This is a genomic window from Arthrobacter jiangjiafuii (genome assembly GCF_018622995.1).
Taxonomy (GTDB): Bacteria; Actinomycetota; Actinomycetes; order Actinomycetales; family Micrococcaceae; genus Arthrobacter_B; species Arthrobacter_B jiangjiafuii.
This window is the reverse complement of sequence record NZ_CP076022.1, coordinates 473001-487697: the sequence shown is the minus strand read 5'-3', so window position 1 is coordinate 487697 and position 14697 is coordinate 473001. Positions and strand designations below refer to the sequence as shown.

Annotated in this window: 5 protein-coding genes and 1 rRNA gene; 1 reads left to right on the top strand and 5 read right to left on the bottom strand. The window is 64.5% G+C overall.

Going from position 1 to position 14697, the window contains the following annotated elements; translation table 11 throughout:
• Positions 1-115 precede the first annotated feature (115 nt).
• The 4 genes from KKR91_RS02455 to KKR91_RS02440 form a co-directional block, all read right to left on the bottom strand.
• Positions 116-1643, bottom strand: a 16S ribosomal RNA gene (locus KKR91_RS02455).
• A gap of 439 nt (positions 1644-2082) precedes the next feature.
• Entirely contained in the window at positions 2083-5916 is a 3834-nt protein-coding gene (glgB, locus tag KKR91_RS02450) for a 1,4-alpha-glucan branching protein GlgB (RefSeq protein WP_210231793.1), read from the bottom strand.
• Entirely contained in the window at positions 5913-7682 is a 1770-nt protein-coding gene (gene treS / locus KKR91_RS02445) for a maltose alpha-D-glucosyltransferase (RefSeq protein ID WP_210231794.1), read from the bottom strand. Before treS ends, glgB begins: the two co-directional genes overlap by 4 nt.
• Positions 7682-9751 (bottom strand): alpha-1,4-glucan--maltose-1-phosphate maltosyltransferase, encoded by a 2070-nt coding sequence (locus KKR91_RS02440; protein ID WP_237687456.1) that lies wholly within the window; start codon positions 9749-9751, stop codon positions 7682-7684. The genes treS and KKR91_RS02440 overlap by 1 nt, the downstream gene beginning before the upstream one ends.
• 191 nt (positions 9752-9942) lie before the next feature.
• Between KKR91_RS02440 and glgP the strand changes: the two genes are divergently transcribed.
• On the top strand, positions 9943-12567 hold the full coding sequence (glgP, locus tag KKR91_RS02435) for an alpha-glucan family phosphorylase (protein WP_210231795.1): 2625 nt from the start codon (positions 9943-9945) through the stop codon (positions 12565-12567).
• On the opposite strand, the gene glgX is transcribed toward glgP, so the two are convergent.
• Complete coding sequence (glgX, locus tag KKR91_RS02430) at positions 12564-14678, bottom strand: glycogen debranching protein GlgX (RefSeq protein WP_210231796.1); 2115 nt, start codon at positions 14676-14678, stop codon at positions 12564-12566. The two genes, glgP and glgX, sit on opposite strands and share 4 nt — an antisense overlap.
• Positions 14679-14697 lie beyond the last annotated feature (19 nt).

Sequence of the window (14697 nt, the reverse complement as noted above, 5' to 3'; positions counted from 1 at the left end):
TATTGATATTCCACCCTTGAGCACCCACCGGAGAACATATTCTCCGATATGGGCATCTCCTGCAAGAACCACATCCAACACTGTGGAAGGACGCAGACCTTGAGGTGCTCCTTAGAAAGGAGGTGATCCAGCCGCACCTTCCGGTACGGCTACCTTGTTACGACTTAGTCCCAATCGCCGGTCCCACCTTCGACGGCTCCCTCCCACAAGGGGTTAGGCCACCGGCTTCGGGTGTTACCAACTTTCGTGACTTGACGGGCGGTGTGTACAAGGCCCGGGAACGTATTCACCGCAGCGTTGCTGATCTGCGATTACTAGCGACTCCAACTTCATGAGGTCGAGTTGCAGACCTCAATCCGAACTGAGACCGGCTTTTTGGGATTAGCTCCACCTCACAGTATCGCAACCCTTTGTACCGGCCATTGTAGCATGCGTGAAGCCCAAGACATAAGGGGCATGATGATTTGACGTCGTCCCCACCTTCCTCCGAGTTGACCCCGGCAGTCTCCTATGAGTCCCCGCCATAACGCGCTGGCAACATAGAACGAGGGTTGCGCTCGTTGCGGGACTTAACCCAACATCTCACGACACGAGCTGACGACAACCATGCACCACCTGTAAACCGGCCACAAGTGGGGGACCTGTTTCCAGGCCTTTCCGGTTCATGTCAAGTCTTGGTAAGGTTCTTCGCGTTGCATCGAATTAATCCGCATGCTCCGCCGCTTGTGCGGGCCCCCGTCAATTCCTTTGAGTTTTAGCCTTGCGGCCGTACTCCCCAGGCGGGGCACTTAATGCGTTAGCTACGGCGCGGAAAACGTGGAATGTCCCCCACACCTAGTGCCCAACGTTTACGGCATGGACTACCAGGGTATCTAATCCTGTTCGCTCCCCATGCTTTCGCTCCTCAGCGTCAGTTAATGCCCAGAGACCTGCCTTCGCCATCGGTGTTCCTCCTGATATCTGCGCATTTCACCGCTACACCAGGAATTCCAGTCTCCCCTACATCACTCTAGTCTGCCCGTACCCACTGCAGACCCGGGGTTGAGCCCCGGGCTTTCACAGCAGACGCGACAAACCGCCTACGAGCTCTTTACGCCCAATAATTCCGGATAACGCTTGCGCCCTACGTATTACCGCGGCTGCTGGCACGTAGTTAGCCGGCGCTTCTTCTGCAGGTACCGTCACTTTCGCTTCTTCCCTACTGAAAGAGGTTTACAACCCGAAGGCCTTCGTCCCTCACGCGGCGTCGCTGCATCAGGCTTTCGCCCATTGTGCAATATTCCCCACTGCTGCCTCCCGTAGGAGTCTGGGCCGTGTCTCAGTCCCAGTGTGGCCGGTCACCCTCTCAGGCCGGCTACCCGTCGTCGCCTTGGTGGGCCATTACCCCAACCAACTAGCTGATAGGCCGCGAGTCCATCCAAAACCGCATAAAGCTTTCCACGGACCGCCATGCGGTGGTCCGTTGTATCCGGTATTAGACCCGGTTTCCCAGGCTTATCCCGAAGTTAAGGGCAGGTTACTCACGTGTTACTCACCCGTTCGCCACTAATCATTTTGTGCAAGCACAAAAGTCATCGTTCGACTTGCATGTGTTAAGCACGCCGCCAGCGTTCATCCTGAGCCAGGATCAAACTCTCCGTAAATGTGTTACAGACACAGCACCGGAGCCAAGGAAAATTGGCTGCACGGTCCTGCACTAAATTCGAAACCAGCTAAAAAAGTCCTTCCCACCCACGGGGTGGGCGGAAGAACCAGTTCAACCAATTAAAATAAATTGGTATCAATAAACTTGGCACACTATTGAGTTCTCAAACAACAGACTGCTTCCGGCACCGGCAGGCTCAGATCCAAGGGATCTTCCGCTCTGCGTCGCTCCGGAGCAACTTTTCAATCTTACCGCTCCGATCAGAGACTGTCAAAACGGCTGCTCGTCCATCCGGCGAACCGGTTGAAGCCTAGGCCTCGTGACGCTCAGCTGTTCTCGTTGCCTCGATCAGCGCGGGTATTAACTCTAGCACGGTTTTTAGGGTCGCGCCGACCCGGCCCGGAACCGCAAGGATCGGGCCGGGGAGGACGTCCGGCCTACGCCGTCTTCGGCGTCAGGTACAGCACGCCCAGTGGCGGAACGGTCAGCGTGGCGAACGCCGGCTGTCCATTGCAGGCTCCTTCGGAAGCGGTCACCACACCCAGGTTGCCGACCCCGGAGCCGCCAAACTCGGCAGCGTCTGTGTTCAGTGCTTCCATCCACTCCCCCGCCCACGGCAGACCGAGCCGGAAGTTCTCATGTGGGGTCCCGGCAAAATTGGCGATGCAGACCAGCGGGTTGCCCTGATGGTCGTACCGGATAAAGGACAGGGTGTTGTGGGCGCCGTCGTTCTCGTTGATCCACTGGAATCCCGCCGGCTCGTTGTCCCGGTCGAAGAGAGCCGGGGTGTTCCGGTAGATCTCGTTGAGCTGCCGGACCAGCAGCTGCACTCCCTTATGCTGCGGGGTGTCCGTCAGGTACCAGTCCAGGCCATACTGCTCGGACCATTCCGCTTCCTGGCCGAACTCGGTGCCCATGAAGATCAGCTGCTTGCCCGGGTGGGCCCATTGGAAGGCCAGATAGGCGCGCAGGTTGGCCAGCTGCTTCCAGCGGTCCCCGGGCATCTTGCGCAGCAGGGAGCCCTTCCCGTGCACAACCTCGTCATGGCTGATCGGAAGCAGGAAATTCTCCGTATAGGCGTAGACCAAGGAGAACGTGAGCTTGGCATGGTGGTACATCCGGTTGATCGGGTCCTCGGCCATGTACTCGAGGGTGTCGTGCATCCAGCCCATGTTCCACTTCAGGCCGAATCCGAGGCCGCCGCTGCTGGTGGGTTGGGTGACCCCGGGGAACGCAGTGGATTCCTCTGCGATCATCACGATGCCGGGCACGCGCCGGTAGGCGGTTGCGTTGACTTCCTGCAGGAAGGAAATGGCCTCCAGGTTTTCGCGGCCGCCGTAGACATTCGGGCGCCACTGGTCAGCGGGCCGTGAATAGTCCAGGTAGAGCATCGATGCCACGGCGTCCACGCGGAGCCCGTCGATGTGGAACTCCTCCAGCCAGTAGATGGCGTTGGCGACCAGGAAATTGCGCACTTCCCGGCGGCCGTAGTCAAAAATCAGGGTGCCCCAGTCGGGCTGCTCGCCGCGGAGCGGGTCCCCGTGCTCGTAGAGGCTCTCGCCGTCGAACTTGGCCAGCGCCCACTCATCCTTCGGGAAGTGTCCGGGAACCCAGTCCAGGATCACTCCGATGCCGGCCTGGTGCAGCTTATCGACCAGGTAGCGGAAATCATCCGGGTGCCCGAAGCGGGAGGTCGGCGCAAAGTAGGAGGTGATCTGGTAGCCCCAGGACCCGCCGAAGGGATGCTCGGCCACCGGCATGAATTCCACGTGGGTGAATCCCTGCCAAGTCACGTATTCCGTCAGCTGGTCGGCCAGCTGACGGTAGTCCAGCCCCAGCCGCCAGGACCCCAGATGGACTTCATAGACACTCATCGGTGCATTGTGCGGATCGCGGGCTGCGCGGGCTTCCATCCACTCCGAGTCCTGGAAGGAATACGTGGACTCCACGACGCGGGAACCGGTCAGCGGCGGCACCTCGGTGCCCTGGGCCAACGGGTCGGCCTTGTCCCGCCAGATCCCGTCACGGCCGAGAATCTGGTATTTGTAGCGGGCGCCGGGCTGCACATCGGGGATGAACAATTCCCAGACGCCGGAGCCGCCCAGGGAACGCATTGCGTTGAGCGCGCCGTTCCAGCCGTTGAAGTCACCCATCACCCGCAGGGCCTGCGCGTTGGGAGCCCAGACGGCAAAGCTGACACCGTCGACGTCGCCGAGGATGGACTTGTAATGGTGCACGTTGGCGCCCAGAACGGTCCACAGCTTTTCGTGCCGGCCTTCCCCAATCAGGTGCAGGTCGATTTCTCCCAGTGACGGCAGGAACCGGTACGGATCATCAAAAAGCTGCGGCTCTGCTCCGTCATAGGTCACTTCAAGCCGGTAGTCAGGCACCTGCCCGGGACGTTCCGCGGGCACGGTGCCCACCCAGATCCCGTTGAACTCGTGCTCCAGCTCCACCCGTCCGGCAGGGGTTACCGCAACCACTGATTGGGCCAGCGGGCGCAGGGTGCGGATGGTGACCAGGCCTTGGTCGTCAACATGCGCGCCGAGGATGGCGTGCGGCTGATGGTACCGGCCCTCCGAGACGGCCTGCAGCACGTCGGTGGACACGGGCAGCGGATCGCGGTGGGCGGGCGCCGGCGCCATATCACCGGCGTCGGGCACGACGGCGGCAGAGGCCTGGGCGGGGAGCGCGGCTTCCGGTGTGGCAGCCCCCTGGGGCTCCGCGGGCAGTGCCGGCTCCGGCGAGGAGCCCTTGGACACGTCGGTTTCGGGCTTGGGGGTCTTGTTCACTGGGTTCTCTTCCTGGCTGCTCGTCCCGTGTTCCTGGTTGCGTGCCTGTTCCAGGATCTGGCGAACGGCGGCAACGGGTACACGGATCCACTCGGGACGGTTGCGGATTTCGTAAACGACTTCATAGAGGGCCTTGTCGAGCCACAACGCCAGGTACAACGGATCATTCCGGTTGATCTGGGTTCCGGTTTCCTTCTCGTAGCCCCGAAGGAATGCTTCCGAGGCCGAGGCCGCCCACCGGGCGGCATCGAGGCTGCGGCGCTGCTGTTCCTTGGAGGCGCGCGCTGCTTCGCCGGCGTCGCCGCCGCCTTCCACCAGCGCAACACCGGCCGCGTAGTCAATGGAGCGGAGCATGCCTACCACATCGCGCAGCGGAGCGTCGGGGACGCTGCGCTCGGCGGCCGGACGCAGCGGCTCACCTTCAAAGTCCAGCACCATCCAGCCGTGGGTTCCGGATTTCAGGACCTGGCCCAGATGGTAGTCGGCATGGATGCGTTGAAGGGCGGGCAGCGTCTGCAGGTTGCTGATTTGCCGCAGCAGGTATTCCAGCGGCTCGTCGAACTCCCCGACATAGCTGCGGGCTTCCTTCCATGCCCAGCGGATCCGGTTGCCCAGCGTCTCAAGGAACTCGGCGCGTTCCGCCGCAGTGGGCGGCTGGCTGCCGAAGGCCTGTTCAAGCTGCCGGTGGATCCGGCCAGTGACTGCACCCAGTTCCTCGGCCTCGCCGGCAAAGTCGCGGTTTTCCAGCGCCGCCGCGGAGGCGGTGCGCCAGGCGTCTTCACTGTTGGGGATGAATTCCCGCAGCACGCTCAGGTGTCCGGACACCCAGCCGTTGCCATCGCCGTCGGCCTCCGGATCCCGCCAGCTGCCGGTGACCCAGCCGAGGGTGGCGGGCACATCGCGGGATCCGGCAGCGGTAAGGCTGGCGCTGACCTGCACGTCGGGGCTTTCCCCCGCGGCCAGGACCCGGTAGAACTTCACGATCAGCTGGCTGGGCTCAACGGGCACCACCACCGAGGTGTTGGACTGCTCCCCCTTCATCAGCTTCGCCGGAACTGTCGCACCGAAGGGCGGCCACTGGTCAAAACCGCCGACGGCGACACCATGGGTATGGCCGTCAAGGGACGAGGACGATGTGCGCATCATCTCCAGCCAGGCCGTCACGAACACCGGGTCCGCGGCGCCGTCGTACAGCCAGCGCTCACCCAGCTCCTCGTGCTGGACCCTGCCCAGCAGCGCCGCACCCAGTTCGGGGACTTCAGCACCGTGGTAGCTGACCGGCACGCTGATGATGTCGGTGCGCTGGCCGGAAGCCACCGCAATGAGGTGGACCTCCAGCTCCGCCAGGCCCGACGGGTCCGACAGCCGGACGCCGCCCACCCGGTCCAGCGTGATGTCACGGCCCTTGGCAGGGAACCACCGCTGCTGCGGCAGCCAGGCGGTCAGGAGTTCGGGCAGGGACGGCGTCAGCAGGGTCATTTCTTCGCGGCCTCCGAGATCGGGATCACAGGGATTGCCTCGGTCAGGGGCGAGGCCATATTGGATTTCGCTGACCGCAACCGCAGCCAGTAAAAGTCGTGGCTGCCTAGGGTGAGGGTTAGGGTGCCGTCAGCGGCGAAGGCCGGGAAGGGGGTTCCGCCGAAGGTGTCCCGCAGTCCGCGGCCAGCGAACTCCGGCAGGCTGACGGTGGCCGAGACCGGGTGCTGGGACAGGTTGAAGATGCAGAACATGGTCTCCCCGACCTCGCCTTCGGGGTTGTCCGCCGGCAGCTCCCGCAGGAAGGCCAGGACCGATTCGGCCTCAGTGGGAACATTCCGGTACCCGCCCAACCCAAACGAGGGGTGGGCACGGCGGACCATGATCATCTGCCGGATCCAGTGCAGCAGCGAGCTGGAGCTGGCCAGCTGCGCCTCCACGTTCACGTGGTTGTAGTGGTAGACCAGCGACTGGACGACGGGCAGGTAGAGCTTGCCCGGGTCCGCGGTGGAGAAGCCGGCGTTGCGGTCCGGGTTCCACTGCATGGGGGTTCGGGAGGAATCGCGGTCCTCGAGCCAGATGTTGTCCCCCATGCCCAGTTCGTCGCCGTAGTACAGGAACGGACTGCCCGGCAGCGAGAGCAGGAGCGCGTGGATGAGCTCGATCTCGGACCGGGAATTGTCCAGCAGCGGCGCCAGCCGGCGGCGGATGCCGATGTTGGCCCGCATCCGCGAATCAGGTGCGTACCAGCCGAGCATCGCCTGGCGTTCCTCGTTTGTCACCATTTCCAGCGTCAGCTCGTCATGGTTGCGCAGGAAGGTGCCCCATTGGGCGCCGGCGGGAATCGCGGGTGTCTCCTCCATCGTCTGCACGATGGGGGCGGCCTTCTGGTCGCGCAGGGCGTAGAACAGGCGGGGCATGATCGGGAAATGGAACGCCATATGGCATTCCGCTCCCGTTTCGTCGCCGAAGTACTCCACGACTTCATGCGGCATCTGGTTCGCCTCGGCCACGATCACGCGGCCGGGATAGTTCTCGTCCACCATGGTGCGCAGGTCCTTGAGGAACCGGTGCGTCGAGGGCAGGTTTTCGCAGTTTGTGCCGTCTTCTTCGAACAGGTACGGGATGGCGTCGGCGCGGAAGCCGTCGATGCCCTGGTCCAGCCAGAAGCGGACGACGTCGAAAATGGCCTCGACGACCTTGGGGTTCTCGAAGTTCAGGTCGGGCTGGTGGCTGAAGAACCGGTGCCAGTAGAACTGGCGCCGCACCGGGTCGAAGGCCCAGTTGGATTCTTCGGTGTCCACGAAGATGATCCGGGCGTCTTCGTACTTCTGGTCCGTATCGGACCAGACGTAAAAGTCGCCGTAGGGCCCGTCCGGATCGCTGCGGGATTCCTCAAACCACGGGTGCTTGTCGGAGGTGTGGTTCAGCGGCAGGTCGATGATGACGCGGACCCCGCGGGCGTGCGCCTCGGCCACCAGCCGCTTGAAGTCGCTGATGGTGCCGAACTCGTCCAGGACGTCGTAGTAGTCGGAGATGTCGTAGCCGCCGTCGCGCAGCGGAGACTTGAAGAACGGCGGCAGCCAGAGGCAGTCGACACCGAGCCACTGCAGGTAGTCGAGCTTGTCGATCAGGCCTGTGAAGTCGCCGGAGCCGTCCCCGTTGGCGTCCGAAAAGCCGCGGACCAGCACTTCGTAGAACACGGCCTTGCGGTACCAGTGCGGGTCATTGGTGAGACCGGGTGCGTGCAGCTGAAACGGGTTGGGCACTAGGAGTTCCTCCGGATTGACAGAATGTGGGCAGGCTCAAAATGGGCGTCAAGCCGGACGTAGTTGTGGGCACCCCAGCGCCAGCTCTGGCCGCTGATGAGGTCATCCACCCAGAACGTGCCGTCCTCGTTGAAGTCCTCGGGGTTCAGGTGCAGGGCGGCCAGGTCCAGGGAGACAGTGCATTCCCGGGCGCTGTGCGGGTCGGTGTTGACCACGATGATCAGCGTGTCCTTACTCGACGGGTCCCCCGGATCAACCTGCTTGTGCTTGGAGTAGACCACGGTGGCCTCGTCGGTGCTGGAATGCACGGTCAGGTTCTGCAGCTCCCCGAGCGCCGGATGGAACCGGCGGATATCGTTCAGCCGGGTAATAAAGGGAACCAGGCTGCGGCCCTCGGCTATGGCGCCGGCGAAATCCCGCTGCTTGTACTCGAACTTCTCATTGTCGATGTACTCCTCGGCACCGGGTCGGGCCACGTGTTCGAAGAGCTCATAGCCGGCGTACATTCCCCACAGCGGGCTGGCGGTGGAGGCCAGCACGGCACGGATCTTGAACGCTCCGGGGCCGCCGTACTGCAGGAACTCGGTGAGGATATCCGGTGTGTTCACGAAGAAGTTCGGGCGGAAGAAGGCCGCCGTCTCGGCGGAGACCTCGGTGAAGTACTCCTCCAGTTCCTTCCGGGTGTTGCGCCAGGTGAAGTAGGTGTAGGACTGCTGGAAGCCGGCCATCCCCAAGGCATGCATCATGGGCGGCCGGGTGAACGCCTCGGCCAGGAAGATGACCTCGGGGTGCCGGGCGTTGACCGTCCGGATCAGCCATTCCCAGAACATCAGGGGCTTGGTATGCGGGTTGTCCACGCGGAAGATCTTCACCCCGTGGCTCACCCACATCAGCACGATCCGCAGGACCTCTTCGGAGAGTCCCTTGAAGTCGTTGTCGAAATTCAGCGGGTAGATGTCCTGGTATTTCTTCGGCGGGTTCTCGGCGTAGGCAATGGACCCGTCCACCCGGGTGGTGAACCATTCCGGGTGGCTCTTCACCCAGGGGTGGTCCGGTGAGGCCTGCAGCGCCAGGTCGATGGCTACTTCAAGGTCAAGGTCGCGGGCAGCGTGCACAAAGGCATCGAAGTCCTCGAAGGTGCCCAGGTCAGGGTGGATCGCGTCGTGTCCGCCCTCCGCGGATCCAATGGCCCAGGGCGAGCCGGGATCCTGCGGGCCGGCGACCAGGGTGTTGTTCGGTCCCTTGCGGTGCGTGGTGCCGATGGGATGGACCGGCGGCAGGTAGATGACATCGAAACCCATGCCGGCAACCCGCTCCAGGCTGCGCGCTGCGGTCCGGAACGTTCCGGACGTCCATTCGAGGGTGGCGGGGTCTTGGATGGCGCCTTCGGAGCGTGGGAAGAATTCGTACCAGGCGCCGCGTCCGGCCAGGACGCGTTCGACATGGATCGGGTAGCGCGGGCTGCTGGTCACCAGGTCGCGGAGCGGTTCCCGGCCGACGGCGGCGAGGACGGCGTCGGATCCTGCCGCCGCCAGCCGCTCGTCTACGGGCAGGCCGGTATCGGCGAGCACCTTGGCCGCCGCGGTGAACACCGCGGCGTCGCCGGCATTGGGTCCCTGGTCCGCGCTGCGCTGCTCTGCCGCTGCGGTAAAGAGTGCCGCACCTTCGGCGAGCATCAGCTCCACGTCCACGCCGGCGCCGATCTTGACCTCGGCGTTGTGGTGCCAGGTGCCGTATACGTCAGCCCAGCCTTCGACGGCGAAGCTCCAGTTTCCGGTGCTTTCGGGCCGCAGCGCCCCTCCCCAGCGGTCCAGCCCGATCCCGACGGGGTGCATGCGGATCCGCTGGGCCTCACGCCCTTCCGGGTCATAGAGGACAGCGCTGACTCCCACGAGGTCGTGTCCCTCGCGGAAAACGGTGGCTCCGACCACGATGTCTTCGCCCGGGATGGCTTTGGCCGGGATCCGGCCGCATTCCACGACAGGGGTCACATTGGTGATGGGAATCCGGCCGAACCGGAGTCCGGCGGCGGGCAGGTCATTAGATGGCGTCGCACTGGAACTGGTCACGTACTAGACGTTAGCGACAATCGGGGCAGAATGCTAAGGCAACGTACTTTCCCTGTTTGTTTATGCAGGCCGGGTCCGGTTTTCGTCCATTTCCGCGAGCTCGGCGACGGTGCGCAAGAGTTCGTGGCATTTCGTGGATTCTTTGGTTCATGCAGCACAATATGGACGGGCTTTGCGCTAGCGTAACCGGGGTGAAGGCAATTCGAAGGTTTACCGTCCGAACAGTCCTCCCCGAGAGTATTGCCCCGTTGAGCAAACTCGCTTCCAACCTGCGGTGGTCCTGGCATGAGCCAACCACGCGGTTGTTCGCAGACCTTGATCCTGCCGCGTGGCAGGCCAGCGGCCATGACCCGGTGAAGTTCCTTGGCTCCGTCAGCCGCGCCAGTTTGGAGCGCATGGCGCAGGACACCGGGCTCGTGGAGCGGATTGGTGCGCTTGGCGCCGATCTTGAGGACTACCTCGCCGGCCCCCGCTGGTATCAGTCCCTGGGGGAGGACGCGCCGCGGTCCGTGGCCTATTTCTCCCCCGAATACGGCATCAGTGCCGTGCTGCCGCAGTACTCCGGCGGCCTGGGGATCCTGGCCGGCGACCATCTCAAGGCGGCATCGGATCTGGGTGTCCCGCTGGTGGCCGTGGGGCTCCTGTACCAGGCCGGCTACTTCAAGCAGGCCCTCTCCCGGGACGGCTGGCAACTGGAAACGTATCCGGTCCTGGATCCCAACGGCCTGCCGCTGACCCTGCTGCGTGAGCAGGACGGGACGCCGGCGCGGGTCAGCCTCCCGCTGCCGAACAACAGGCGCCTGCTGGCGCAGATCTGGCGCGCCGACGTCGGACGCGTTCCGCTGTTGCTGCTGGACTCCGATGTCACCGGTAACGACGACGCCGCCCGCGGCATCACCGACCGGCTGTATGGCGGCGGCGGAGACCACCGTCTGCAGCAGGAGCTGCTGCTGGGCATGGGCGGGGTCAAGGCACTGCGCGTGTACGAGCGGCTCACCGGTGCCGCCGGCCCCGAGGTCTTCCATACCAATGAAGGCCATGCCGGGTTCCAGGGCATCGAGCGCATCCGGGAGCTGATGGACACCGGCATGGGGTGGGAAGAAGCGCTGGCAGCCACCCGCTCCAACACCGTGTTCACCACCCATACCCCGGTGCCCGCCGGCATCGACCGCTTTGACCAGTCACAGATCCGGCACTTTTTAAGCGCCGGGCTCGCGCAGTCCGTGCCCACGGACAAGGTCCTCGGGCTGGGCGCCGAAACGTACGACGGCGGCGACCCCGGCAAGTTCAACATGGCCGTGATGGGACTGCGCCTGGCGCAGCGTGCCAACGGCGTGGCCAAACTTCACGGCGAAGTCTCGCGTCAAATGTTCTCGGGCCTGTGGCCGGGGTTCGATGTCTCCGAAATTCCGATCACCTCGGTGACCAACGGGGTGCACGTTCCGACCTGGGTGGATCCGGAACTCACCAAGCTGGCCAGGGAGAAGTTCGGCGTCGAGACGGTGCATGACCGCGACTGGGGCCGTGCGTATGAGATCGCCGACCAGGACCTCTGGGATCTCCGCCGCCGCCTGCGCTCGAACCTGATTGTCGACGTCCGCCGCCGGGTGCGCTCTGCCTGGCGCAAGCGCGGCGCCACGGACCCCGAGTTGGCCTGGACCGACAACGTGCTGGATCCGGACATCCTGACCATCGGTTTTGCCCGCCGGGTCCCTACCTACAAGCGGCTGACCCTGATGCTGCGGGATCCGGCCCGGTTGAAAGCCCTGCTGCTGCACCCCACCCATCCCATCCAGGTGGTGGTGGCTGGAAAATCCCATCCGGCCGATGAGCAGGGCAAGAAACTGATCCAGGACCTGGTCCGGTTCACCGACGACCCCGCAGTGCGGCACCGGATCGTGTTCCTGCCCAACTACGACATCGCCATGGCCCGGACCCTGTTCCCGGGCTGCGACGTGTGGCTGAACAACCCGCTGCGGCCGCTGGAAGCGTCCGGCACGTCCGGCATGAAGTCGGCTATCAACGGCGGGCTGAACCTGTCCGTCCTCGACGGCTGGTGGGATGAAATGTACGACGGCGACAACGGCTGGGCCATCCCCTCCGCCAACCCGAGCCAGGGCGCCCACACCCGGGAGGTTTTCAACCCCGACCAGCGCGATGACCTGGAAGCCGCTGCCCTGTACGACCTGTTGGAAAAGTCGGTCGCTCCCCTGTTCTACGGGAAGGAACCTCCGGCCGAGGCCGGTGCTGCCGGCCCCTCGGACGTGCCTGCTCATTCCCTGCCCCATGAATGGCTGGAAATGGTGAAGCACACGCTGGCCGACCTGGGTCCGGCGGTCTCCGCGAACCGGATGCTGCGCGAGTACGTGAACCGGCTTTACCGGCCCGCCGGCGAGTCCGGCCGGGCGGCCTCCGCTGACGGCTATGCGGCAGCGAGGGATTTGGCCGCGTGGATCACGCGGATCCGCGATGGATTCTCCGCTGTTTCAGTGGAACACGTCGATTCGATCGGCATCACGGATGATCCGCAGATCGGCGACGAGCTCACCGTGCAGGCCTACGTATCCCTGGGCTCTCTGCGGCCCGAGGACGTCAGCGTGGAAGTGGCCTACGGCAAGGCGATGGAAAACGACCAGCTCCGCGATCCCCGGACGGCCGGCCTCGCCCATGTGGAGGACCTCGGGTCGGGGCGGCACCTGTTCTCCGGCACCATCGGCATAGAGAACGCCGGGCCGTTTGGCTACACGGTGCGTGTCATTCCGGTGCACTCCGGGCTGGCGTCCAAGGCCGAACTCGGCCTGGTGGCCAACGCCTAGGCGCGGTACAGGCTGATCGAGTTGGCGGGGAGAATGTCCTTCTCCCCGCCGCGGGTCCTGCTACCGGTCCGCTCAGCCGGCTCAGCGGCGGTGCTCAGCATCAGTTGGTACACCTGGTGGTGCTCGCCATCCATGCCGGAGGCACGCAGTGTCTGCGCATCAGGCAGCTTCACCTCGGTGTCCTCAAGGGTTCCGTTAAGGACCAGCAGTCCTTTCAGGCCGCTGAAGGAGGAGCCGGCCAGCAGCTGCAATACGCGGCAGCCCGGGTCCTCCCACTTCTCCGGGGTCATGGGCTGGCCCTCGGCGTCGAACCACAGGAGCGACGCTTCCCGCGGCTCGGCCGGATACCGGTACGGCTGGGAAGCGAGAAAATCGCGGCGCAGCCGCAGCAGCGTCCGGGTGGTCTCGAGCATCCGAAGCCCGTCGGCATCCAGATGCCAGTCGAGCCAGGCAAGGGGTGTGTCCTGGCAGTAGGCGTTGTTGTTTCCGTGCTGGGTCCGCCCCAGCTCATCTCCAGCGGTGATCATTGGCACGCCCAGCGACATCAGCAGTGTAGTCATCAGGTTGCGGGCGCTCTGTGCCCGTCGGGCAGCTACCTGTTCGTCTGCGGTGGGGCCTTCCACGCCGTGGTTGTAGCTGCGGTTTTCATTGCTGCCGTCCCGGTTGTCCTCCGCGTTGGCCTCGTTGTGCTTGTGGTCATAGGCCGTGAGGTCTGCGAGGGTAAAGCCGTCGTGCGCCGTGACCAGGTTGATGGAGGCCAGCGACGTGCGGCCGGAGCCGGCGAAGAGGTCTGCGGAGCCTGCCAGTGACGCGGCGAGCCGGGCAACGGAACCTCCGGTGCCTCCCGCCGCGAGGGCTGCCTGGTCCCGCAGCCAGAAATCCCGCACGGTGTCCCTGAACCGGTCATTCCAGTCCGCCCAGCCCGGCGGGAAGTTCCCGGTCTGCCAGCCGCCGGGGCCAATGTCCCATGGTTCGGCGATAAGTTTGCTGCCGGCCAGCACCGGATCTCCGGCCACTGCCATCAGGAAGGGGTGCCGGCTGTCGAAATGCCCGTCGGCGCCGCGGCAGAGGGCCGGAGCCAGATCGAACCTGAAACCGTCCACGTGGTATTCGGAGACCCAGTAGCGCAGGGAGTCCACGGCCATCTGGATGACCCGGGGCTGGCTGAAATCGAGGGTGTTGCCGCAGCCTGTGGTGTCCAGATAGCGGCCTTCGCCGTCGTGGCGGTAGTACTGTTCCTCGCCCAGGCCCCGCCAGCACAGCGCCGGCCGGTCCTTGGTGCCTTCGGCGGTGTGGTTGTAGACCACGTCCAGGAGAACCTCGAGGCCGGCATCGTGCAGGGAGCGGACCATGTCCTTGAACTCGTCCTGAACGGCCTTCGGCCCGGCGGCCTGCGCTTCCTTGGTGGCGTAGGAGACCTGCGGGGCGAAGAAACCGAGGGTGTTGTAGCCCCAGTAGTTGGTCAGGCCCAGTTGCCGGAGGTGCTCTTCGTCGGCGTGGAACTGCACCGGGAGCAGCTCCACGGAGGTGATGCCCAGGTCCTGAAGGTACTCCACCATGACCGGATGAGCCATGCCGGCGTACGTTCCGCGCAGTTCTTCGGGGATGCCGGGGTGGAGCAGTGTCTGTCCGCGGACGTGGGCCTCGTAGATGACCGTATCCCGCCAGGGGATGCGCGGCCGCCGCGACTGTCCCCAGTCATAGCTCGGGTCAACGTGCACGGAGAAGAAAAGCGGCGCCCCGCCGTCGGCGCCGGGCGCCTCGTCGATGCCCCGCCCGTAGGGATCCAGCAGCAGCTGAAAGCTGCCCGGCTCCCCCGGCAGTTCCTTCCCGAGAGGCCAGAAGCCGTACCGGCTGCCGTAGCCCAGTCCGGACACCCGCCCATGGTGGATCCCTGCTGCGGACTCGCTGAGGGGTTCCGAAGCCCAGACACCCGGGGCGGTTTCGAAGTGGATTTCCACTCCGGACAGCCCCGGGGCGTCGACCGATACGTTGGCGGTTCCCGGCACTTCAGGAACGCCCGGAATGGAATTCCAGACGCCCAGGGGGAAGGGCCGGGACACCCGCCGTGCGGCGGCCTGGCCCTGCGCAATGCTATTCAGGTCTGCCATGCTGCCTCTCGGATCACTC

What these genes read in the sequence shown, in the direction of transcription:
- glgB (WP_210231793.1), bottom strand. Translation starts at nt 5,916, where the DNA reads ATGACCCTGCTGACGCCGTCCCTGCCCGAACTCCTGACCGCCTGGCTG.
- glgX (WP_210231796.1), bottom strand. Translation starts at nt 14,678, where the DNA reads ATGGCAGACCTGAATAGCATTGCGCAGGGCCAGGCCGCCGCACGGCGG.